At 74.0% G+C, this 22540-nt stretch carries 21 protein-coding genes; 11 read left to right on the top strand and 10 right to left on the bottom strand.

From position 1 onward, the window contains the following. Positions 1-58: 58 nt before the first annotated feature. A complete protein-coding gene (locus ATJ97_RS13210) occupies positions 59-832 on the bottom strand; it encodes an SDR family NAD(P)-dependent oxidoreductase (protein ID WP_098484146.1) in 774 nt (257 codons plus the stop codon). A 40-nt stretch (positions 833-872) separates the two neighbouring features. Between ATJ97_RS13210 and ATJ97_RS13205 the strand changes: the two genes are divergently transcribed. From ATJ97_RS13205 to ATJ97_RS13195, 3 genes are read left to right on the top strand one after another with little or no spacing between them, the layout of a single operon-like run. Continuing rightward, a complete protein-coding gene (locus ATJ97_RS13205; RefSeq protein WP_098484145.1) occupies positions 873-1658 on the top strand; it encodes an exodeoxyribonuclease III in 786 nt (261 codons plus the stop codon). Then, positions 1655-2380, top strand: coding sequence for a hypothetical protein (locus ATJ97_RS13200; protein WP_098484144.1), 726 nt, complete (start codon positions 1655-1657; stop codon positions 2378-2380). The genes ATJ97_RS13205 and ATJ97_RS13200 overlap by 4 nt, the downstream gene beginning before the upstream one ends. A 55-nt stretch (positions 2381-2435) precedes the next feature. Then, the gene (locus ATJ97_RS13195; RefSeq protein ID WP_098484143.1) at positions 2436-3191 is read left to right on the top strand and encodes a DUF4190 domain-containing protein; all 756 of its coding nucleotides are present in this window, start codon (positions 2436-2438) and stop codon (positions 3189-3191) included. A 207-nt stretch (positions 3192-3398) separates the two neighbouring features. Here ATJ97_RS13195 and ATJ97_RS13190 read toward each other — a convergent pair whose 3' ends face one another. From ATJ97_RS13190 to ATJ97_RS19525, 3 genes are all read right to left on the bottom strand, one after another. Further along, complete coding sequence (locus ATJ97_RS13190; protein ID WP_098484142.1) at positions 3399-4037, bottom strand: trimeric intracellular cation channel family protein; 639 nt, start codon at positions 4035-4037, stop codon at positions 3399-3401. A 173-nt stretch (positions 4038-4210) separates the two neighbouring features. Then, positions 4211-4984 (bottom strand): type 2 periplasmic-binding domain-containing protein, encoded by a 774-nt coding sequence (locus ATJ97_RS13185; RefSeq protein WP_143427026.1) that lies wholly within the window; start codon positions 4982-4984, stop codon positions 4211-4213. 31 nt (positions 4985-5015) lie between these two features. Continuing rightward, positions 5016-5327: a hypothetical protein gene (locus ATJ97_RS19525; protein ID WP_143427025.1), complete on the bottom strand. Its 312-nt coding sequence runs from the start codon at positions 5325-5327 to the stop codon at positions 5016-5018. A gap of 239 nt (positions 5328-5566) precedes the next feature. Here ATJ97_RS19525 and ATJ97_RS13180 point away from each other — a divergent pair, with 239 nt between their 5' ends. Beyond that, positions 5567-6601 (top strand): hypothetical protein, encoded by a 1035-nt coding sequence (locus ATJ97_RS13180; protein WP_098484140.1) that lies wholly within the window; start codon positions 5567-5569, stop codon positions 6599-6601. A gap of 142 nt (positions 6602-6743) precedes the next feature. On the opposite strand, the gene ATJ97_RS13175 is transcribed toward ATJ97_RS13180, so the two are convergent. The 3 genes from ATJ97_RS13175 to ATJ97_RS20700 form a co-directional block, all read right to left on the bottom strand. After that, on the bottom strand, positions 6744-7556 hold the full coding sequence (locus ATJ97_RS13175; protein ID WP_098484139.1) for a serine hydrolase domain-containing protein: 813 nt from the start codon (positions 7554-7556) through the stop codon (positions 6744-6746). A 70-nt stretch (positions 7557-7626) separates the two neighbouring features. Then, positions 7627-10293, bottom strand: coding sequence for an ATP-dependent chaperone ClpB (gene clpB / locus ATJ97_RS13170; protein ID WP_098484138.1), 2667 nt, complete (start codon positions 10291-10293; stop codon positions 7627-7629). 67 nt (positions 10294-10360) lie between these two features. Beyond that, positions 10361-10630: a DUF1918 domain-containing protein gene (locus ATJ97_RS20700; protein ID WP_342746903.1), complete on the bottom strand. Its 270-nt coding sequence runs from the start codon at positions 10628-10630 to the stop codon at positions 10361-10363. 246 nt (positions 10631-10876) lie between these two features. Here ATJ97_RS20700 and ATJ97_RS19520 point away from each other — a divergent pair, with 246 nt between their 5' ends. From ATJ97_RS19520 to ATJ97_RS13155, 3 genes are all read left to right on the top strand, one after another. After that, positions 10877-11110 carry a hypothetical protein gene (locus ATJ97_RS19520; protein WP_143427024.1) on the top strand — a complete coding sequence of 78 codons (234 nt, stop codon included), beginning with the start codon at positions 10877-10879 and terminating at the stop codon, positions 11108-11110. A gap of 96 nt (positions 11111-11206) precedes the next feature. Next, the gene (locus ATJ97_RS13160) at positions 11207-12373 is read left to right on the top strand and encodes an acyltransferase family protein (RefSeq protein ID WP_098484137.1); all 1167 of its coding nucleotides are present in this window, start codon (positions 11207-11209) and stop codon (positions 12371-12373) included. A 179-nt stretch (positions 12374-12552) separates the two neighbouring features. Next, entirely contained in the window at positions 12553-12834 is a 282-nt protein-coding gene (locus tag ATJ97_RS13155; protein WP_098484136.1) for a dsRBD fold-containing protein, read from the top strand. A gap of 14 nt (positions 12835-12848) precedes the next feature. Here the strand turns inward: ATJ97_RS13155 and ATJ97_RS13150 are convergent, their stop codons facing one another. Together ATJ97_RS13150 and ATJ97_RS13145 are read right to left on the bottom strand one after the other, a co-directional pair. Continuing rightward, entirely contained in the window at positions 12849-15440 is a 2592-nt protein-coding gene (locus tag ATJ97_RS13150; protein WP_098484135.1) for a cation-translocating P-type ATPase, read from the bottom strand. A gap of 23 nt (positions 15441-15463) precedes the next feature. Next, on the bottom strand, positions 15464-16192 hold the full coding sequence (locus ATJ97_RS13145; RefSeq protein ID WP_170037450.1) for an alpha/beta fold hydrolase: 729 nt from the start codon (positions 16190-16192) through the stop codon (positions 15464-15466). 365 nt (positions 16193-16557) lie between these two features. Between ATJ97_RS13145 and ATJ97_RS13140 the strand changes: the two genes are divergently transcribed. The 4 genes from ATJ97_RS13140 to ATJ97_RS13125 all read left to right on the top strand — a co-directional run bounded on the left by ATJ97_RS13140 (position 16558) and on the right by ATJ97_RS13125 (position 21044). Continuing rightward, positions 16558-19269: a sodium-translocating pyrophosphatase gene (locus ATJ97_RS13140; protein ID WP_098485455.1), complete on the top strand. Its 2712-nt coding sequence runs from the start codon at positions 16558-16560 to the stop codon at positions 19267-19269. After that, complete coding sequence (locus ATJ97_RS13135) at positions 19266-20336, top strand: glycosyltransferase family protein (protein WP_098484133.1); 1071 nt, start codon at positions 19266-19268, stop codon at positions 20334-20336. The genes ATJ97_RS13140 and ATJ97_RS13135 overlap by 4 nt, the downstream gene beginning before the upstream one ends. Before the next feature lie 79 nt (positions 20337-20415). Beyond that, the gene (locus ATJ97_RS13130; protein WP_098484132.1) at positions 20416-20748 is read left to right on the top strand and encodes a hypothetical protein; all 333 of its coding nucleotides are present in this window, start codon (positions 20416-20418) and stop codon (positions 20746-20748) included. A gap of 32 nt (positions 20749-20780) precedes the next feature. Continuing rightward, the gene (locus tag ATJ97_RS13125; protein ID WP_098484131.1) at positions 20781-21044 is read left to right on the top strand and encodes a hypothetical protein; all 264 of its coding nucleotides are present in this window, start codon (positions 20781-20783) and stop codon (positions 21042-21044) included. An 11-nt stretch (positions 21045-21055) separates the two neighbouring features. Here the strand turns inward: ATJ97_RS13125 and ATJ97_RS13120 are convergent, their stop codons facing one another. Beyond that, positions 21056-22504, bottom strand: coding sequence for an amidase (locus tag ATJ97_RS13120; protein ID WP_098484130.1), 1449 nt, complete (start codon positions 22502-22504; stop codon positions 21056-21058). Positions 22505-22540 lie beyond the last annotated feature (36 nt).

Below are 22540 nucleotides of genomic sequence, written 5' to 3'. Positions count from 1 at the left end.
CTAACGGCGGGCGGCCGGCACCTCAGGCGCGCGCCCGGCCCCGCCGCCGACCTGCCCGTCAGGTGATCGCCCGGCCGCTCGTGGCGGGCCCGGCCATCCGGCGCACCAGCGAGCGTGGGGCGAGGCGCAGCACCGCGCCCGCGGCGGCGTAGCGCAGCGACGGCGTGACGAGGACCTTCCCGCGGCGCACGGCCCGCAGGGCGTCGGCGGCCACCTTCTCCACGCTCACCCAGGCGGCGTCGGGCCAGGCCGTGGCGTCGAGGCCCGCGCTGGCGTGGAACTCGGTGCGCACCAGCCCGGGGCACAGCACCGTGGCCGTGACACCGGTGCCCTCCAGCTCGCCCGCGAGCGCCTCGGTGAAGGTCACCACCCACGCCTTGTGCGCCGCGTAGGTGCCCATCGTGGTGAACGCGGACATCGACGAGACGTTGAGGACGGCGCCGCGGCCGCGGGCCACCATCGCCTCGGCGGCCACCTTGGAGAGCACGAGGACGGAACGAACCATGACCTCCAGCGCCCGCTCCTCGCGTGCGAGGTCGCCGCCCACGAGGTGCTGCCCCAGCCCGAAGCCGGCGTTGTTGACCAGCAGTCCGACGGGCCGCCCGCCGCCCCGCAGGCGGGCTGCGACGACCTCCCGTCCCTCCGCCGTCGCCAGGTCCGCGGGCAGCACCTCGACCTCCACGCCGGCCGCCGAGCGGATCTGGTGGGCGATCTTCTCGAGGCGGTCCGCCGTGCGGGCGACGAGCACGAGGTGGTGGCGCGCCGCGGCGAGCTGCCAGGCGATCTCGAGTCCGATCCCGGAGGTCGCACCGGTGACGAGGGCTGTTCCCATGCGGCCAGCGTATGGGTGGGGGCCGGTAGCGTTCTCGTCCATGAGGCTGGCGACGTGGAACGTGAACTCCATCCGGACGCGGGTCGACCGGGTGGTGGCGTTCCTCGAGCGGTCGGGCACCGACGTGCTGGCCATGCAGGAGACCAAGTGCCGGGAGGACCAGTTCCCCCACCTGGCGTTCCAGGCGGCCGGCTATGACGTGGTGCACCACGGGTTCAACCAGTGGAACGGCGTCGCGGTCGCCTCGCGGGTGGGGATCTCCGACGTCGAGACGGCCTTCACCGGCATGCCCACCTGGGCCGACCCGCCCGGCGCGGAGGCGCGGGCCCTGGGCGTGACGTGTGACGGCGTGCGGGTGTGGAGCCTGTACGTGCCGAACGGGCGGGTGCTGCACGACCCGCACTACGAGTACAAGCTGCAGTGGCTGTCCGCGCTGCGCGGGGCCGCCGCCGGGTGGCTCGAGGGCGACCCGGACGCGCAGATCGCGCTCGTCGGCGACTGGAACATCGCCCCGCGCGACGAGGACGTGTGGGACGTGTCCCTCTTCGAGGGCGCCACGCACGTCTCCCCTGCCGAGCGCGAGGCGTTCCGGGCGTTCGCGGACGTGGGGTTCACGGAGGTCACGCGCCCGCACGTCGACCAGTACACGTACTGGGACTACCAGCGGCTGCGCTTCCCCCGGAACGAGGGCATGCGCATCGACTTCGTGCAGGCGTCCCCGGCGCTGGCCGCGCGGGTGGTCGGCGCGGAGATCGACCGGAACGAGCGCAAGGGCAAGGGCGCCTCCGACCACGTGCCCGTCATCGTGGACCTGGAGAGCTCATGAGCGACGCTCCGCCGCCGGACTCCCCCTGGGCCGCCCCGTCGGAGCGGCGGCCTGCGCCGTCGGCCTCGTGGGGCGGGACGCAGGGGCACGGCCGGCCGCCCGCCCCCGGCGGCACCGTGCCAGGCGGGCCCGCCGGGAACCGGTCCGCGGGCAGCCGTGAGGTCGACCGTACGGACCCGGTGTCCGTGGCGGCGCTCGTCACCGGCGTCCTGCCGACCGGTCCGGTGGCCGCCGCGCTCGGCGTCCTAGGCGTCCGGCGCACCGGGCGGGGCCGCCGCCCGGGCCGCGCGCTCGCCGTCACAGGCCTCGTGCTGGGGCTGGCGTGGACGGGGGTGGGTGTCGCGGCCGGCGTGAGCCTGCTGCAGGGACCGGGGGTCGACGGCGACGTGCCCGACCCGCGGGGCATGGCGTCGGCGCACCTGCGGGTGGGCAACTGCGTGCGCAACCTCCCGGCGCACGGCGAGGTGGGCCGGGTCAGCCTGGTGCCGTGCGCGGAGCCGCACACGGCGCAGGTGGTCCACGTCGGCGCTCTGGAGCGGACCCCCGAGCGTCCCGAGGACGCCCAGGACGAGGGTCGGGAGCTGTGCGAGGAGGCCGCCGCCGCGACGGACACGCGCGGCGAGACGGTCGACGTCGTCACGCTCGTGCCGACGTCCGGCACGGCGCCCGTGGTGTGCCTGCTGGAGTGGCCGACGCCGGTGAGCACCGACCTCGTCAACTGATCCGCGTCGTCGGCCCACCGGCGACCTCTGCCCGGGCGTCGGTAGGGTTGCCGGCATGACGTCAGCGTGGGGCACGGCTCCCGGCGGGCCGGGCCCGGGGCACGACCAGGCGGCGCCGGCTCCGCGCCCCTACGGGCAGTCCTTCAGCTCGTGGCAACCGCACAACACCCCGCCGCCGCGCCCCGCATCCACCACGGCCGGGCGCGCCGTGGGGATCGCCGGCGTCGCGGTCGGCGTGCTGCTCGGCCCGCTGGGCGTGGCCCTCGGGATCATCTCCTACCTCCAGGCGCGCCGCGGCAACGGCCCGGCCGGCTACGGCATCGCGGCGATGATCGTCGGTGCGCTGTCAACCCTGATGCTCACGCTGTTCATCCTCGCGGCCACGGCGGCGTCGCTGTCGACCGTCTCCCCGGACCAGCGCCCGGAGGGTGCGGGCAGCGGCAGCCAGGTGCCGATCGGCTCCATGACGGTCGGCGAGTGCGCGCTCGAGGTCACCGGCGGGGAGCCCGTGGTCACGCTCATCGACTGCGCCGAGTGGCACCAGGCCGAGGTCTACAGCCAGGCGGACCTGGGGGACGGTCCGTACCCGGGCGAGGACGCCGTGGCCCGGGCGTCGGAGGCGGTGTGCGTGGACGCGGCGAACGAGCTGATCCCGCCGGGCGTGGACGTCTCGGACCTCGCCGTCGCCACGGTGGTCCCGGACGCTGCCGCCTGGGACCAGGGCGTCACCTACGCCCGCTGCGTGGCCCTGGACGTCACCGGCCGCAACATGGCGGGCAGCCTCGTCGAGGGCACGCTCCACACCCGCTGATCCCCCCTCGCGAGTCGTCACGAACTCGCCGAGACGTCACGAACTCGCCGAGATGTCACGGCGGGTTCTGGTGGTCCTCCCGCGCCGACCATCTGAATCATTGCCGTACGGCGTTCGGCGAGTCGGTCTCTCCCGCCGTCCCCGGCATCCAGCTCGTCCCGGTTGAAGCGGTGCTGCCGCCTGTCCGGCCGGCCGCGGTGAGGCCGGTCAGTCGCGCCGCTCGCGGCGGCGGCGGAGGGAGGTCGGTGCGTCAATCTTGAACCGCAGGCCGAGCATGCGGATCAGGAAGCACACCGCGGCGCCGGCCACCGCACCGGAGACCCCCGGGATCGCGATCTGTGCCGCCGCCACGGTGATGGCGGCACCGACAAGTGCCGGGATGGCGTACAGGCCGCTGGTCATGACGGAAGGGATCTCGCGGATGATCACATCGCGGATCGTTCCGCCGCCCACGGCCGTGACGGCGCCGAGGAGGATGGCCGGTGCGGGATCGAGCCCGAACGCGAGGGCCTTCTGCGCGCCCGACACGGCGAACACGCTCAGGCCGACGGCGTCGAGCACGAGGATGGAGTGGTGGAGCAGCCGCGGGACCCCGCTGACGAAGAAGGCGATGAGGGCGCCCCCGGCGGCGAGGGTGAGGTAGTACGGGTCGGTGAAGGCCGCGGGGGGCACGGCCCCGATGCACAGATCCCGGATGATGCCCCCGCCAAGGGCGGTGATGACGCCCAGCGCAAGGATGCCGACGATGTCGACCCTGGTCTTCGCCACCGCGGTGAAAGCACCGTTGACGGCGAAGGCGAAGACCCCGAGCAGGTCCAGCGCCCGGGCGACGTCGGCGACGTGCACATGACCTCCATCTCCTACGACGACGAAACTGCCACGCGGCGACGGCCGCGGCACCCTCAGGGCAGGTCCCGCTGCTGAGCGCTGAGCCGTCGCTCAACGCTCCATTGTCCCCGGACAGAGGCCGCCGCCGTAGCCTCGCACGGTGCCGCAGGCCGCCGCGCCACGCGATGGCGCTACCGCACCTCGAACCCGAGCTCGGCAAGCACGTCTGCCCCCGGACCCTCGCGCAGGAAATCGACGAAGGCGGCAGCCTCCTCGCCGTCGGCGACCGCAAGGACAGCGCGCTGGCCCGAGCTCGGCGGGAGGTCGGCGAAGTCCTTGGCCTGCACGCGACCGCGGTGGTCGGCGACATCGTCCTCGCAGGCGGGCAGGAGGGTGATCCTGCTCGAGTCGACCGACTCCGCGGTGCTGATCCACTCGTCGGCCAACTCACCGCAGTACGACCCGCACAGGGCGACGCGCCCCTGGAACAGCTCGGGCAGAACCTGCTCCGCCTTGTCCGGGTTCTCGCCCAGCTCGTGCCCGGTATCGCCGAGCGGGTGGTCGCTGGGCACGACCAGCACGAGCTCGGTGGTGGCGACAACGCCGTGATCCGTCCACAACGGCGCGTCCGCGGAGTCGACCGTCCTCGGGTTCTCGGTGAGCACCACGTCGGAGGCGATTGGCTCCGGCATCGCAGCGGGCATCGCTGCCGCCAGGTGGTTCCCGCGGTTCATGTCCGCGGGACCGAAGTCGACCCGCAGCGGGCGGTTGCCCTCCGCCGTCCACATCCGGTCGATCGTCTCGAGCGCGTCCCTGAGCGCCGGTGACGCCGCGACGGTGAGCAGTCCCTCGGGATCGTCGGTCACGATCGGCAGGGGGTCCTCCGCGCCGTCGGCGCTGCATCCGGCCACGACGACAGCGACAGCACCGAGGAGGCATCCGGCAGCAAGACTCGTTCTTCGCACACGGCAACTCTAGGAACGGGGTCAAATGCGCTCAGCCGTCCATCTCACCGGTGAGCGATGCGATCGTGCCGCCGACGAGGTGGAAGGCCAGCGCGAACCCGGCCAACACTCCTTCGCCGTCCGGCGTCCCTTCCCACGCCCGGGACAGCCCCCACCAGATCGCGGCGACCATGAACATCGGAAGGCTGAGCACGTACAGCACCGCCCCGAACGCGCCGACCGCTGCGGCGACCCGGTTGCTCCCGCGTTGGCGGCGTCGACTCAGCCGCCGAGTCCGCCGTTCTGAGTGTCCCTGCGTCGTCTGGCCATTGACGATGTCGTCTCGGGTCCGGTCTTGGCGCACACGACACACTGTGCCAAATGCCTCGCGACGTCCACGACGCCGCTCGCACTCGCCATGCGGCCACGGGTACCGTGCTGAGCGGACTCCGACACCGACGCACTGTGAGCAGCACGAGAGATCCCTCATGCCCGAGCTCGGGTGCGCCGGACCCGTCGACGTCGAACGACTCGCGCAGCAAGAACGACGCCCGAAGCCGGTCCGGCCGGGGCGAGGCCAATGCACATGGAGGTTCATCGGCAGTGTCTGAGAACGACGAGGTCGTCGAGGTGGTCTCGGTCAGGCGCAGGCCACCTCGCGAGGGGGCCGAGCGCCACTTCTGGACCTTCGACGAGACCTACCAGGACCGGCTCACGTCATTCGTCAGTGAGATCGCACCAACACTCGGGGCGCAGCCGTACACGCCTGAGTCCCTCGGAGCGGTCGAGGCGTTGTTCCTCGGTCGCGTCCAGGCCCCGGAAGACCTAGACGACGGCGGAAATCGGGCGTTCTTCCTCGACGTGCTCCGTTACGTCGGTGAGACTCTGCTGCGCACCTGCGGCGGCGAGTGGGAGTGGGAAGAGCTGTGGGAGAGCGGCGGACCCGGGGCGGGCCTGCCGTTCGTCCGCGTCGACGCCCCCACGGGCTACCTCCAGGGCGGGACCGTCGACATGTACGCCACCCTCACCGGCGCTGCAGCGGCTCGTACCGGCCACTACTTCCGTGACCTCGTCACGGCCGTCCTCGCGAGCTTCGGAGACGCCGGTCCGCTGCGGAGGTCGTCCGGCTGGCAAGCCATGGGCGTGGACGATCCGACGGCCACCAACCCCGCCCTGCGCGAGTACCTCGCGGACCACCAGGCCAGGCTCGATGCGTTCACCACCGACGCCGCAGCCGGCAACCTGCGTCTCGACTACACGGAGGAGTCCCTCCACCGCCTCGAGGCAGTTCTCCTCGAGGCGTACCCAGATCGGCCGGAGCTGGAGGCGGACTTCGACACGCCGTTCGTCCAGGGTGCCGCACGCTACGTCGCCGAGACGTTCACCCGGATCGCCGGCGGACGGATCGACATCGTCGACCCCTCCGTGCTGACCCGACCGCCCCACCCGAACGACAAGCTTCCCTACGTGCAGCGGGTCCACGACGACGGAGAGGCGTCCTCGATCCACTGGGTCGGGGCCGTCCTGACCGCTGCCGTGCGAGCCAACACCGTCGGCAAAGGACCGCGCGCCGTCCTGCCGCGCACCGGAGACACGCTGCGCAAGCGCCTTCACCGGTACGCACAAGACAGGCACTGAGTGCTCTGCCACCGGCGCGGACCACCAGCACCGCGGAGCAGGATGTACGCGAGCGGTGCGGAGGAGTTGACATCTCGCCCGACGAGCTCGCGGAGGAAATGACCACTCGGGGAGGAGTTGACGTCTCGCGCGCTGGGGCGGGTCAGGGGCGGGCGTGCGCGGCGAGGACGTCGTCGGTCAGCCTCGGCCACACCTGGGCCGCCCACTCCCCGAACGGCTTCGCGCCCAGGAACGCGGTGGCGAGCCCGGCGTCCGGGTCCACCCACAGGAAGCTGCCGCGCTGACCGAAGTGCCCGAAGGTGCGCGGGGAGGAGCTCGCCCCCGTCCAGTGCGGCGACTTGTGGTCCCGGATCTCGAACCCGAGCCCCCAGTCGTTGTTCTCCTGGCGGCCGAAGCCGGGGAGCACGCCGGACAGGCCGGGGAAGACGACGTTCGTGGCCTCTGCGAACAGCTCGGGGCCGAGCAGGGTGGGACGCAGAAGCTCCCGGCCGAGCGCGCCGAGGTCCTCGACCGACCCCGTGGCCCCGGCCGCCGGGGAGCCTTCCATCAGCACGGTCGACATGCCGAGCGGGTGGATCACCGTCTCCTCGACCCAGACGTCGAAGTCCCTCCCGACCGCCTCGGCGACGTGCTCGGCGAGCAGCTCGATGCCGAGGTTGGAGTAGATCCGGCGCCGGCCGGGCGCGGACAGCGTGGCGCCGGAGTCGAACGGCACGCCGGACGCGTGCGCGAGCAGGTGGCGCACGGTGGAGCCCTCGGGGCCGGCCGCGTCGTCCAGGCTGAGCATGCCCCGCTCGACGGCGACCAGCGTGGCCGTGGCCGAGAGCAGCTTCGTCACCGACGCCCAGGCGAACGATGTCGTGGTGTCGCCGTAGGTGTCGAGGACGCCGTCCGCGTCGCTCACCACCACGCCGACGGGGAAGTCCAGGTCCTGCAGCGATCCGAAGGTGTCCACCGGTCCAGCCTGCCACGACGACGGCGCCCGGCCGGCTCTGGGCCGGCCGGGCGCAGTCCGGTGGGGTCCGTCAGGCGACGGGGGCCTCCTCCCGCACGCTCAGGACGAGACCCGGCCCCTTGGCGAGGGTCCCCGTCTCGGCGAGCGCCGCCGCCGCGTCGATCTCGGCCCGGTCGACGACGACAGTGTCGCCGTCGTGCACCTCGCCGCCGAGCAGCATCTTCGCGAGCCGGTCGCCGATCTCGCGCTGGACCAGGCGGCGCAGCGGCCGGGCGCCGTACGCCGGGTCGTACCCCTCGAGGGCGAGCCACTCGCGTGCGGCCTCGGTGACCTCCAGGCGCATGCGCCGGTCGGAGAGCCGGTGGGCGAGCCGGTCGACCTGCAGGTCCACGATCGCCCCGAGCTCCTGGAGCGTGAGCGCGTCGAAGATGACGATGTCGTCCAGGCGGTTGAGGAACTCCGGCTTGAACGCGACCCGGACCGCCTGCATGACACCTTCCCGCCTGGCCTCCTCGGACATGGTCTGGTCCACGAGGAACTGCGACCCGAGGTTCGAGGTGAGCACCAGGATCGTGTTGCGGAAGTCGACCGTGCGGCCCTGGCCGTCGGTGAGGCGGCCGTCGTCGAGCACCTGGAGCAGGATGTCGAAGACCTCCGGGTGAGCCTTCTCGACCTCGTCCAGCAGCACCACCGAGTAGGGCCGGCGGCGCACCGCCTCGGTCAGCTGGCCGCCCTCCTCGTAGCCGACGTACCCCGGAGGGGCGCCGACGAGCCGGGCGACGGAGTGCTTCTCCGAGTACTCCGACATGTCGATGCGGATCATCGCCCGCTCGTCGTCGAAGAGGAAGTCCGCCAGGGACTTCGCCAGCTCCGTCTTGCCGACGCCGGTGGGACCGAGGAAGAGGAAGGACCCGGTCGGCCGGTCGGGGTCGGAGACCCCGGCGCGGGTGCGGCGGACGGCGTCGGAGACCGACCGCACGGCGTCCCGCTGGCCGATGAGGCGCTGACCGATGACGTCCTCCATGTGCAGCAGCTTCTCGGTCTCGCCCTGGAGGAGGCGCCCCACGGGGATGCCGGTCCAGGAGGCGACGACCTCGGCCACCTCGTCGGCGGAGACGCGGTCGGCGATCATCGGGGCCCGTTCGTCCGCGTTGGCCTTCGACTCCGCCTCGGCCGCCTCGGCCGCGGCGATCTCGCGCTCGACACCGGGGATCTCGCCGTAGAGCAGGCGCGACGCCTTCTCGAGGTCGCCCTCGCGCTGGGCCTTCTCGGCCTCGGTGCGCAGGGCGTCCAGCCGCTGCTTGAGGTCACCGACACGGTTGTGGCCGGCCTTCTCGGCCTCCCAGCGGGCGGTGAGCGAGGCCAGCTCCTCCGAGCGGTCGGCGAGCTCGGCGCGCAGGCGCTCCAGCCGCTCCTGGACGGCCTCGTCGTCGATGTCGTCGGACTCGGTGAGGTAGGCCTCCTCCATCTTCAGCCGGTCCACCTGCCGGCGGAGCGCGTCGATCTCCTCCGGGGAGGAGTCGAGCTCCATACGCAGGCGGGACGCGGCCTCGTCGACGAGGTCGATGGCCTTGTCGGGCAGCTGCCGGCCGGCGATGTACCGGTCGGAGAGCGTGGCGGCCGCGACGAGGGCGCCGTCGGAGATGGTGACCTGGTGGTGCGCCTCGTACTTCGGGGCGATGCCACGCAGGATCGTCACGGTGTCCTCCACGGAGGGCTCGCCGACGAACACCTGCTGGAAGCGGCGCTCCAGCGCCGGGTCCTTCTCGATGCGCTCGCGGTACTCGTCGAGCGTGGTCGCGCCGACGAGCCGGAGCTCGCCGCGCGCGAGCATCGGCTTGAGCATGTTGCCGGCGTCCATGGACCCCTCGGCCGCGCCTGCGCCGACGACGGTGTGGAGCTCGTCGATGAAGGTGACGATCTCGCCCTCGGAGTCCTTGATCTCCTGCAGGACGGCCTTGAGCCGCTCCTCGAACTCGCCGCGGTACTTCGCGCCGGCCACCATGCTGGCGAGGTCGAGCGCGATGAGCCGCTTGCCACGCAGGGACTCGGGGACGTCGCCGTCGACGATGCGCTGGGCCAGGCCCTCGACGACGGCGGTCTTGCCGACGCCGGGCTCGCCGATGAGGACGGGGTTGTTCTTGGTGCGCCGGGAGAGCACCTGCACCACGCGCCGGATCTCCGAGTCGCGGCCGATGACGGGGTCGAGCTTTCCCTCGCGCGCCGCGGCGGTGAGGTCGTTGCCGTACTTCTCGAGCGCCTTGAAGGTGCCCTCCGGGTCCGGCGTGGTCACCTTGGCGGAGCCGCGCACGGTCGGCAGCGCGGCGAGCAGCCCCTCCCGGTCGGCGCCGGCGGCGCGCAGGATCTCGCCGGCCGGGCTGGTCGAGGAGGCCAGCGCGACGAGCAGGTGCTCGGTGGAGACGTACTCGTCGCCGAGCGTCTTCGCCTCGTTGCCGGCGTCGGTGATCATCGTCATCGTCGAGCGCGACGTCTGCGGCTGGGCCACCGACGTTCCCGAGGCGCCGGGCAGCGTCGTCAGGGCGGCGCGGACGCGCTGGCCGATGGCGGCGCGGTCGGCGCCCACGGCGTCGAGCAGGGCGACGGCGACGCCGCCCTCCTGCTCGAGCAGCGCGTTCAGGACGTGGACGGGCTCCAGCTGAGGGTTGCCCGCGGCCGAGGCCGCCTGGAGCGCGGAGGCGATCGCCTCCTGCGACTTGGTGGTGAGCTTGGTGTCCATGGGACCTCCGGTGCGTGGTTCAGGGATGCTGCTCTTCTCAACCTCGACAAAGTTGAGTCTATTCCGCTCAAGGTTGCTGTCCAGTCGCCCAGCGGCGCTCGGCACCCTCCGTGAGGACCGGAGCTGACGCCGCCCGACTGGTGCCGTCGTGGACGACGGCGTCCGGGCCGGGGAAGAGGAGCGAGATCCTGCCCGTGTCCGACCACCGCACGAGGTAGGGCGGCGTCCCGCCCGGCCCGCGGGCCTCGAGCACCTCGCCGTCGCGCACGCGCCCGCCGACCGGGCCGGGCTGCACGATGATCCTGTCGCCGGGGTGCGCCGCGCCCATGCCAGCCATCTCCACCACGCTCGTCGCGACCGCGGGCCGGTCGCACCGCCCATGCTGCCCCGGCGCCCCGCACCGGGGAAGGGGCCGGCAGCGGCGACGTCGCAGGTGCGTCACCCACCGGCGCCGGAGTGTGATCTTGGCGACTTTATGTCCAGGTTGCTTGCCCTTTATGCCTGCTTTGCGAGAATGGGAAGTGGCGAAGCCACCGGACCGGAACCTCCGGCCACGCGCTTCCGCACGAGGAGGCGTTCTTCGATGAAGACGTCGACACAGGCAGGTCTGTTCGTCGTCCCGAGCAGCCCCGGCTCCCCGCCCCCGGGCGCGGTGTACTCCCGCGCGGTGCCGAAGAGCCCCGGCAACCCCACACCCGGCTGGCGGCCGACGGGTGCGGTGCCCAAGAGCCCCGGACCGCCACCGCCCGGCGCGCCCGAGCCCCACGTGGTGCCGATGAGTCCCGGCCCCTCCCCCGAGAGCTACCGGGCCGCCTGAAGTGGGCACCGAACGTCCCGACCCCGCGGGTCGGGACGTTCGTCTCTGTCGCGACGGCGCCGGCGCGTGGTCCACTGTTGACCGGAGGCCTGGGCGATGGTGGTCGGCACACGTCCCGAGCGGCGGGAGCAGCGGCCCCGCCGGGTGCCCCGCGACGCCTGGGCGGACAACCTCAGGACGCTGCTCGTGGCCGGCGTCGTGCTCGCCCACGCGGTCATCGCCTGGACCGGCGTGGGCAACTGGGTGCTGACGACGACACCCGTGCGTGACCCGCTGCTCACGTTCCTGCTGCTGCTCTCGCTCGTCGGCAGCTTCTTCGGGATGGCGCTGTTCTTCTGGATCGCCGGCCTGTACTCCGCCCCCTCGCTGCGCCGGAAGGGGCCTCGGGCGTTCTTCCGCGACCGGCTGGTCCGGCTCGGTGTCCCGCTGCTGCTCTTCGTCCTCCTCCTCGCGCCCTTCGTCGAGTACGTCGACTCCTCGAACGCCGGCTGGGACCAGGGCTTCTGGGCGCTCACCCTCACGGTGGTGTGGGTGCCGCCGCTCAGCGGCCTGATGCTGCCGCCGGCGTGGGGGCCGACGTGGTTCCTCGCCGTGCTCCTCGTGCTCTCGGCCGGGTACGCGACGGTGCGCGCCGTGCTCCCCCGCCCGGAGCGGGTGAGCACGCTCCGGGGCCGGCACCTGGCCGGCGTCGGCGTCCTCGTGGCCGGGGCGAGCTTCCTGGTGCGCCTGGGCGTCCCGCTCGGCGACGAGTGGCTGCGGCTGCCCCTCCCGCAGGCGCCCGCCTGGGTGGCGGGCTTCACCCTCGGCGTGGTCGGCGCCGAGCGCGGCTGGTTCCACGACCCGGTGCTCGCCCGTCGCGCCGGCCGCGTCGCCTGCGTCGCGGCCGGGGCGACGGCGATCGTCATCGCCGTCAGCTCCCGGACCGGCACGGACATCGCCCTCTTCGCCGGCGGCGGCACGTGGCAGTCGCTGGTGGCCGCGGCCCTCGAGGCGGTCCTCGTCGTCACCGTGCCGGTCTGGCTCATCGATGTCTTCCGGCGGCGCGCCGACCACCAGGGCCCGCTGGCCCGGGAGGCCGGACGGGCCGCGTACGCGGCGTTCCTCCTCCACCAGCCCGTCCTCGTCGGCCTGGTGCTCGCCTCTCAGCACGTGGCCTGGCCGCCCGAGGTGTCCTTCCTGGTGGTGAGCGCGGCAGCGGTGGCCGGGTCCTTCGCGCTCGGTGCGCTGGTGGTGCGCCTCCCCGGCGCGTCCCGGGTGATCTGACCGCCCGGTGCGCGCGGCCGCCCACGCGACGCGAGCCGCCGTGCCGCCGGACGTGTCCGGTGGGCCCTCCGGCCCATGACGGCGGCCGCACCACGGTGGGACGTTGGAGGGGAGGACGTCGACGCGGACGCCGTCGGCCGAGGGCGGCGCACCCGTCGACCCTGACGAGGAGGACTCCGATGACCCACACCTGGAAGATCGCGATCGACCTGTTCTCGACGGGTGACGTCCGGTCCGACGGGCACATGACCACCGCGCACGCCGTGCTGAGGACGTCCGCCGGCACCAGGCTGGAGGGCTACGGGCGCGCCCGCCGCAACCCCGAGGACCCGGAGGTGCCGGAGATCGGCGAGGAGCTCGCCGCCGCCCGCGCCCTGCGCGACCTCGCCGACAGGCTGCTGCGGGCGACGTCGGACGACCTCTCGGCGATGGAGCACGAGAGGATCCGCCTCGCGCGCTGAGCACGCCGTGGGGCTCACGCTGACGCAGGCGGTCGGGCGAGCCCGCGACGACGACGGGCCCGGGCGGCCTTGTCGAGAGCGTCGACGCCGAGCGTCGCCGCCGCCGTCGCCAGGGCCACCAGCACGCCGACCGGGCCCGGCCAGGTGTGCCCCATCTCCCGTGCCACCGCGGGCCAGCCGAGCAGGACGAGCGAGAGGACGAGGGACGCCGCCACCGCCGGCGGCAGCCACCGGTTGGTGCCCCAGCCCAGCCTGAACGGTGTGACGGTGAAGCTGCGGCACACGAACGCGTTCGCCGCCTGGGAGACGACGACGGTGAGGAACGCCGCCCCGGACGCGGCCGCGAGCGCCGCCGGGTCCGCCTGCCCGCCGAACCGCCAGCCGGAGCCGAGCAGCGACAGCACGAACGCCGTCATCGATCCCAGCGCGACCACCGGCCCCAGCACCCCGAAGGCCCGGCGCGCCACCGAGCCGTTGAACAGGGCGCCGGTCACGGGCGGGCCGGCGAGCAGCCCGCGGGAGGGCGGCTCGGCACCGAGGGCGACCGCGGAGATCGTGTCCGTGCCGACGTCGATGGCGAGGATCTGCAGCACCCCGAGCGCCAGCGGCAGGTTGCCCGCGGTCAGCGCCCAGGCGACGAAGGGCGCGAGCTCGGCGACGTTGTCGGTGAGGTGGTAGGTGAGGAACCGGCGGATGTTGACGTAGGTGGCGCGTCCCTGCTCCACGCCGGCCACGATGGAGGCGAAGTGGTCGTCGAGGATGACCAGGTCGGAGGCCTCGCGGGCGACGTCGGTGCCCGAGGCCCCCATGGCCACGCCGATGTCTGCCTCGTGCAGGGCCGGTCCGTCGTTGACGCCGTCGCCCGTCATGGCGACGACGTGCCCGCGCGAGCGCAGCACGCGCGCGATCCGCAGCTTCTGCTCCGGGGTCACCCGGGCGACGACGGCACCGGGCCGCTCGAGGAGCCTGCCCAGCTCGCCGTCGTCCGCCGGCAGCTCGTCGCCCGTGACGACCGGCGCCCCCGGGCGGTGCAGGCCGACCTCGTCGGCGATCGCCACCGCCGTGGCCGGGTGGTCGCCGGTGACCATGACGACCGTGACACCGGCGCGCCGGCAGGCGTCCAGGGCCTCGCCGACGTCGGTGCGCGGCGGGTCCTCCAGCCCCAGCAGCCCGTACAGCTCCAGGTCCCGCTCCGCCTGGTCGGCCGTCGCGGGCACACCGGTGACGGCCGTGCCCGCGACGGCGAGGACCCGCAGGCCGCGGGCGGTCAGCCGGTGCAGGGCCGCGGCGGCCGCGCCGTCGTCCCCGCCGCGGCAGAGCGGCAGGACGGCGTCGGGCGCGCCCTTGACGTGGACGTGCCCGTCGGCGACGACGGACATCCGCCGGCGCCGTGGGTCGAAGGGGAAGCGGGCCCGTGCGCCGTCGGCACGGACCGCGTCGGTGTCGACCCCCGCCCGGCGTGCGAGGACGTCGAGAGCGGCCTCCATCGGGTCGCCGTGGGCGACCCAGCGGCCGTCCTCCTGACGGACGTGGCCGTCGGAGCACAGCACGGCGGTCCTCGCCGCCCGGAGGACAGCCTCCCGCGACCCGCCGGCGGAGAGCCGGAGCGACCCCCGCGGGTCGTAGCCGGGCACGTCCGTCGTCGCCGTCCCGCCCGCGGTCCAGACGGCGACGACGGTCATCTGGTTCTGGGTGAGCGTCCCGGTCTTGTCGGTGCAGATGTGCGTGACCGAGCCCAGGGTCTCGACCGCCTCGAGGTTGCGGACCAGGACGTTGCGCCGGGCCATCCGTTCCGCGCCGATCGCGAGCGCCAGCGTCACCGTGGGGAGGAGCCCCTCCGGCACCAGCGCGACGGTGACGCCGATCCCGAGGACGAAGCTGGCGCCGGTGGGCATGCCGAGGAGGAGGGCGACGGCGTAGAAGGAGCCGCCGACCCCGAGCGCGACGAGGCTGATCGTGCGCACGACCCGGCGCAGCTCCCGGGTCAGCGGGGTGACGGGCTCGTCGGCCGCGGCCGTGAGGCGGGCGATCGCCGCGAGCCGCGTCCCCTCGCCGGTCGCCGTCACGACGGTGTCCGCCTCCCCCTCGACGACGAACGTCCCGGCGAACAGCTCCGCGCCGTCGTCGACGGCGGCCGGCTCGCTCTCCCCCGTCAGCATCGAGGTGTCGAGGAGCAGCCCGTTGCCGGCGAGGACCTGCCCGTCGGCGGGGACGCGGTCGCCGGCGGCGAGGAGGAGCACGTCCCCGCGCACGACCTCGGTGGCGTCCACGACGACGGGCCGGCCGCCGCGCCGAACGTTCACCCTGGCGGGCAGGAGGGCCCGGAGCCGTTCGGCCGCCCGCCCCGCCCGGCTCTCCTGGATCACCGAGAACGTGGCGTTGAGGGCGACGACGGCGACGATCGCCACCGTCAGCTGCGGCATCCCGGCCAGCCCGGCCAGCGTGGCCGCGAACCACAGCAGCAGCGCGAAGAAGTGGGTCAGCTGCGCGACGATCCGGCGCACCAGCGATCTCGGGCGCGGGTGGGGCAGCACGTTGGGGCCGTCCGCCGCAAGCCGCTGGGCGGCCTCCTCGGCCGAGAGGCCCTGGGCAGAGGGCGTGCCCATGTCCCGATGGTAGGGACGCGGGCCTACGGTGCGGCGAGGAACGAGAGGATCGCCCGGCGGGCGGTGCGCGAGGACACGGTGACGCCGTGACCGGCCCGCGGGAGCAGCAGGAGGCGGGCGCCGCGGACGCCCTCGGCCGTGCGGCGGAACAGCTCCGCCCCGTAGAAGGCGTCCCGGCCTCCTCCGACGACCAGCGTCGGGGCGCCGATGCGTGCGAGGTGCGCCGTGGCGTCGAACGCGTCCTCGGACTCGATCGTGCGCACCAGGTCGTCCACGTCGACCGGCGGCAGGCGGCGGGAGAGGATCCAGGTGAGCGCGGCCATGGCGGCCGCGCCGACGCTGGTGGCGGCGACGGCCCGGGCGCTGGACGCCTGGGCGAGCCGGTGCCGGCCCGCACGCAGGTGCCCGGCCTCGGCCCGTTGCACGGCACGGCCGCGGTCGGAGAGCCGGCACGCGCTCGCCCAGATCACCAGGCGCCGCACGACGTCGGGGTGGTCGGCGGCGAGCTGGAGCGCGACGGAGCCGCCCGTCGAGATGCCGACGACGTCGACCGGGGCGTCGAAGCGCTGTCGCAGGGCTCGCGCGTGGTCGGCGGCGAGGTCGGCCATCGAGGTGCCCGCGGGCAGTCCGCGGCGCCGCCGCAGCACCACGACGGTGCACCGCTCGGCGAGGGCGCGGTAGCGGCGTACCTCGAAGGCGCGCGCCGCTCCCTCCGGGTTGACGTTCGGCCCCTCCAGGCCGGGCAGGACCACGACCGGGGGGGGCCGGCCCCGAAGGTCAGGCAGGGCAGCCCTGCCACCTCGCCCGCGGTGGGGGCCGCCGTCGCACGGGCCGTCGTCGTCGACCGCATCGCGCCTCCCTCGTCCCCGCCATCGTGCGTCGGCGCCCGTCCGGCCGCCAGGGACCGACGGCCCGGGCCGAAGGTCTCTTCTCCCCGGCCGGGACGAGTCGTAGCGTCGGAGGCGGACGGCGTCGCAGCCGGCGGCGGCGTCCGGACACCGACAGCGAGGTCACGGTGAGCGCAGGGCGACGAGGCAGCGAGGTGCCGCGAGGCACCTCGGGGACCGGAACCCGTCCCGGCGGCGCCCCGCCCGGCCGGACGCCCCGCGCGCCGGTCCTGCTCGCCGTCGTCCCTCTCCTCCTCCTTCTCGCCGGGTGCGCGGGCGGGGCGCCCGGGGCCGGGGCCGCCCCGGAGCACCGGGGCGAGATCAACCTCGTGCTGCCCGACCTCGGCGCGACGACGGTGCTCGGCGGGATTCGCGGCACCACGGTGCTCTGGCTGGGGCTGGTGGTCTGCGCCGTCGGTCTCGCCTCCGGGCTGGCCGCCTCCGTGCAGCTGCGCCGCCTGCCCGACCACCCGTCCATGCGGGCGGTCGCCGAGCTCATCTACACCACCTGCAAGGCGTACCTGGTCCAGCAGGGCCGTTTCCTTATGCTGCTGTGGACGTTCATCGCCGCGGTGATCGTCACCTACTTCGGTGTGCTGGTCGCCCTGCCGTGGGGCCGGGTGGCCGTCGTCGTCGCGTTCAGCCTGGTCGGGATGGCCGGCTCCTACTCGGTGGCGTGGTTCGGGATCCGGGTCAACACCCTCGCCAACTCGCGCACCGCGTTCGCCTCGCTCGCGGGACGGCCGCTGCCGGTGCACCGCATCCCGATGCGGTCGGGCATGTCGATCGGCATGGTCCTCATCAGCCTCGAGCTGGGCACGATGCTCGTCATCCTGCTGCTCCTGCCGGCCGACATCGCCGGCGCCTGCTTCATCGGGTTCGCGATCGGGGAGTCCCTCGGCGCCGCGGCGCTGCGCATCGCGGGCGGCATCTTCACCAAGATCGCCGACATCGGCTCGGACCTGATGAAGATCGCCTTCAAGATCAAGGAGGACGACGCCCGCAACCCCGGCGTCATCGCCGACTGCACCGGTGACAACGCCGGCGACTCCGTCGGCCCGAGCGCCGACGGCTTCGAGACCTACGGCGTCACGGGCGTCGCCCTGGTGACCTTCGTGCTGCTGGCCGTGGAGGACCCGGCGGTCCAGGCGGTCCTGCTGGTGTGGATCTTCACCGTGCGGATCGCGATGGTGGTCACCTCGGGCGTGGCCTACCTCGTCAACGACGCGATCACCCGGGCGAAGTTCTTCCGCGCCGACCGGCTCAACTTCGAGACCCCGCTCACCGCGCTCATGCGGCTCACGTCCGTGCTGTCCGTCGCCGCGACGTACGCGGTGGCCTGGGCGGTCCTGGCCCCGAGCACCCCCGACGGGCTGTGGTGGAAGCTCGCCACCATCGTCTCGTTCGGCACCGTGGCCGGGGCGGTCATCCCCGACCTGGTGCGGGCGTTCACCTCCACCGGCAGCCGCCACGTGCGCGAGATCGTCAAGAGCTCGCGCCAGGGCGGGGCGTCGCTGAACATCCTCTCCGGCCTCGTCGCGGGCAACTTCTCCGCGTTCTGGCTGGGGATCGTCGTCGTCGCCCTGACCGGCGGCGCGTACCTCGTCAGCCTGCAGGGGCTCGACGCCCTCATGCTCGCCCCGGCCGTCTTCGCGTTCGGGCTCGTGGCCTTCGGCTTCCTCAGCCTGGGACCGGTGACCATCGCCGTCGACTCCTACGGCCCGGTCACCGACAACGCCCAGAGCGTCTACGAGCTGTCCATGATCGAGGAGATCGACGGCGTCGAGGAGGAGATCCGCCGCGAGCACGGCTTCGAGGTCCGCTGGGACCGCGGCAAGCAGATGCTCGAGGAGAACGACGGCGCGGGCAACACCTTCAAGGCGACCGCCAAGCCGGTCCTCATCGGCACCGCCGTCGTCGGCGCCACCACGATGATCTTCTCCATCATCATGGCGCTCACGGACGGCCTGACCACGGACCTGGACAAGCTCTCCCTCATGCACCCGCCGTTCCTCCTCGGGCTGATCACCGGCGGGGCCGTCATCTACTGGTTCACCGGTGCCTCGATCCAGGCCGTGACCACCGGCGCGTACCGGGCGCTGGAGTTCATCCGCCGCACCATCCGGATCGACGACGAGGCCACCCGGGCCTCCGCCGAGGACTCGCGCCGGGTGGTGGAGATCTGCACCCAGTACGCCCAGAAGGGCATGCTGAACATGTTCCTCGGGGTGTTCTTCGCGACGCTGGCGTTCGCGTTCCTCGAGCCCTACTTCTTCATCGGCTACCTGATCTCCATCGCCGTGTTCGGCCTGTACCAGGCGATCTTCATGGCCAACGCGGGCGGGGCGTGGGACAACGCCAAGAAGATCGTCGAGGTCGACCTGCACGCCAAGGGCACCGCGCTGCACGACGCGACCATCGTCGGCGACACGGTCGGCGACCCCTACAAGGACACCTCCTCGGTGGCGCTGAACCCGGTCATCAAGTTCACGACGCTGTTCGGGCTGCTCGCCGTCGAGCTGGCCGTCTCCCTCACCGCCCAGGGTCTGCACACCCTGGTGCTGGTCCTCTCGGCGGCGTTCTTCGTCGTGATGGTCGTCTTCGTCCTGCGGTCCTTCTACGGGATGCGCATCCGCACCTCCCTCGCCGGCGACGGACCGGACCTCGCCGGCGAGGGCGTTCCCCTCCACGACGACGGCGCCCGCGCCGCCGGCGGCGACGGTGCGCTTCCGGCGGCCCACCCCGCCGCGTACGACGGCCACCTCTCCCCCACCCCCGGACGTGCCGGGCCGGCCGGCGTCGCGGCCACGGACGGCGCCCCGGCGTCGGACGGCCCCTCGGCGTCGGACGGCCGCGCGGGCACGAGGCACGACGAGCCCCCGCGGACGAGGGGAGCCGTCAGACGGGAACGGGCCGACGCAGGAAAGGGTGAGCAGCGATGAACGTGGCGGTGCGCCTCGGCACGATCCAGCTCGAGGACGGCCGCGTCGGCGGCCACGACGCGGGCGCCACGCTCGTGCGGCGGTTGCTGCGTCTCTTCCCCGACGCGCAGGTGATCGGCCCCGAGCGCCGGGCCGGCGACGTCGACGTCGTCCCGCTCGAGGAGGTCGACGGCTCGAGCACCGTCGTGGTCAACATGGACGTGATCGACTCCGTCGCCGTGTGGCAGACCCTCGCGCGCCGGTGCGAGCGCCCGCAGGTGATGAACCTCGTGTGGTGGAACCCCTCGCGGTACACCCGCACGGTCGACGTCGCCGCCCTGGCGCTGTCCTGCGCGCTGTTCCCGACCTTCTGCAACTCCGAGCGCACGGCCACCGAGGTGCGCGAGACCGTGGCCTCCTGGGCGGTCCCGCGCCTCGCGGGGCGGGCCCGGATCGCGTGGGTGAACCTCGGCGTGCGGCTCGACCACGTGCAGCCGCGCCAGGAACCGCCGGTGCCGGTGGTCCTGTACCCGGCCATCTACGTCTCCGACCGCAAGCGGCCGGACCTGTTCCTGCGGGTCGTCGAGCGGGTCGCCGCCCGCACCCCCGTCCGGGTGGAGGGCCGCCTGCACGAGTCCCACCTCGTGACCGAGCGGGCCATGGCCCTCTCCCGCAAGGAGTGGGCCTGGTTCGGCCCGCTGACCGCCAGCCGGGAGACCTACTGGGAGTCGCTCGCCCGGACGACGGCGTTCCTGGCGACCGCCGAGGAGGAGTCCTACGGCCTGGAGTACGTGGAGGCCCTCGTCGCCGGCGCCGTCGGCATCTTCCCCGACCGGCCGTGGGTGGCCGGGATCGTGCCGGAGGGCTACCCGTTCGTGTACCGCACCGCCGAGGAGGCGGAGTCGATGCTCCTGCGGGCGGTCACGGACCCTGCGTCCTGCCGCGCCGAGATGGACCGCGCGGCCGGCGGCGACTTCGGGGCGTGGCTGCGGGCCCGGCACGACGACGACGCCTTCGACCAGGCCGTCACCGCCCGGCTCCGCGAGTGGTTCGGTGTGGGCGCCAGCCCCGTCCCGGCCGGCTCCTGACCGCCTGCGCGTGCGCCGGAGCCCGTCAGGCGCGACGATCAGGGCAGCGCGCGAGGTGCGCGCAGGACCGGAGGTCGTCATGAGCACGTCCGACAGCACCGACCCGATGCGCCGCGACGACGCGGCCGCGGACGCCTACGCAGAGGGTGCACCGAAGAGTCCCGGCAACCCGGCGGTGCCGGGCACACCGGGCGTCCCGGGAGAGCCGGAGAGTCCCGGCGTCCCCACGCACGCGCGGCACCGGGCCGGCAGCCCGGTCTCGGCCGAGACGCCGGAGGAGCCCCGCAGCCCCGGACCGCCGCCCGGGTCCGGCCCCGGCAACGACCCGAGCCAGGCGTTGCGCTCGGCGGAGTCCCCCGAGGAGCCCACGAGCCCGGGCCCGCCGCCCGGGTCCGTCCCGGGGAACCGCTGACCGAGCCGAACGCGACAGAGCGAGGAGACGAGATGGGGCTGGACGACCTGGCACGCAGGGCCAGGGAGGCGTGGCAGGAGGAGAAGGAGCGCAACGCCCGCGAGTCCGGGCGGGCGGGCCTGACCGCGGTGGGCACGGAGCCGCCGTCTCCTCCGGACCCGGCGACGCCTGACCGGCCGGAGCCGAACCCCGAACCGGGGACGGTCCCGGAGCCGGGCTCCGTGCCGGGGGCACCGACCGACCCGACGGTTCCGCCCACCACGCCCCCGACCGAGCCGCCGGTGCGGCCGGTCTGACCCGCCGGAGGTCAGGCCGGCAGGCCCGGGGCGAAGGCAGGCCACGGGTCGGCCGCCTCGAGCTGGGCCGCGAGCGCCAGCAGGGTCTCCTCCTGGCCCGTGCGCGCCCCGAGCATGACCCCGAACGGCAGCTCGGCGCCGTCCACGACGGCGCGGTGCAGCGGGAGGCTGATCGCCGGCGCCCCGATGATGTTCCACGCCGACGTCCAGGGCGTGAAGGCCTTCTGCGCCTGGAAGTCGGCGGCGGGGTCGGCGTCGTCGCGCATCGACCCGATCGGGACGGGCGGCTGCGCCAGCGTGGGGCTGAGGATGACGTCGAAGGCCGACCATGCCAGGGCGGTCTGCCGCGTCAGCCGCTGGACGCCCGTGACGGCGTCGGCGTACTGCGCGCCGGTCACCGACCGGCCGACCTCGCGCATCCAGCGGGTGAGCGGGACCAGCCGCTCCTCCCCGCCGGGCGGCAGGGGTGCCTGGAGCGGTCCGACCGACCACAGCGGCATGAACGCGTCCCACTCGGCCTCCCCGAAGGGCAGGGGCGCCCGGTCCACGTGGTGCCCCATCCCCTCCAGCAGGCGCACCGCGCGGTCGACCGCCGCGAGCGCCTCCGGGTGGACGGGCGCGTCCGCCACGTTGACGGGCTCCGTCAGCACGCCCACCCGGAGGCGGCCCGTGTCCCGCTCGCAGGCCTCGAGGAACGTGCCGCGGGGGGCGGGCAGGAGATAGGTGTCGCCCGGCCAGGGCTGGGCGAGCACGTCGAGGAAGGCGGCGGTGTCCCGGACCGTGCGGGTGAGCACCCCGTCGGTGGTCAGCCCCGAGCCGTCCACGCCGTGCGGCCCCTTCGAGACCCGGCCGCGTGAGGGCTTGAGCCCCACGAGGCCGCAGGCCGCGGCCGGGATGCGGATGGAGCCGCCGCCGTCGCTGCCGTGCGCGACGGGCACGATGCCCGCCGCCACGGCGGCGGCAGCCCCGCCGCTGGAGCCGCCGGCGGTGCGGCCGAGGTCCCACGGGGTGCGGGCCGGCGGCGCCACGTCCGGCTCGGTGTACGGCGGGAGGCCCAGCTCCGGCGTCGTCGTCTTGCCGACCATGAGGGTGCCGGCCGCCCGCAGCAGGGTGGCCACGCCGTCGTCCACGGGGGCGACGAAGCCCTCGAAGGCCGCCGAGCCCAGCTCGAACGGCAGCCCGGCCACCATCGTCAGGTCCTTCACCGGGACCGGGACGCCGAGGAACGGCGGGAGCGCGCCGCCGCCCCGGGCGGCGGACCCGACGTCGGCGAGCAGCTCCTCCGCCTCGGCGGCCTGGGCGCGGGCCCGTTCGTCGGCGACGTGCGCGAACGCGCCCACGCCCGGGCCGAGCCGGTGCGCCCGCTCGAGCGTGTGCTCGGCGACCTCGGTCGGCGAGACCTCCCCGGCGCGGACGGCGGCGGCGAGGTCGAGGGCGGACAGCTCGTGGATGTCGGTCATGAACCGACCGTAGCCGCGCCGCCGCCGGTCCGGCGG

This window comes from Georgenia soli (assembly GCF_002563695.1).
Lineage (GTDB): Bacteria > Actinomycetota > Actinomycetes > Actinomycetales > Actinomycetaceae > Georgenia > Georgenia soli.
Note: the sequence above shows the minus strand (reverse complement) of the source record. Positions and strands in the feature narration are given on the sequence as shown.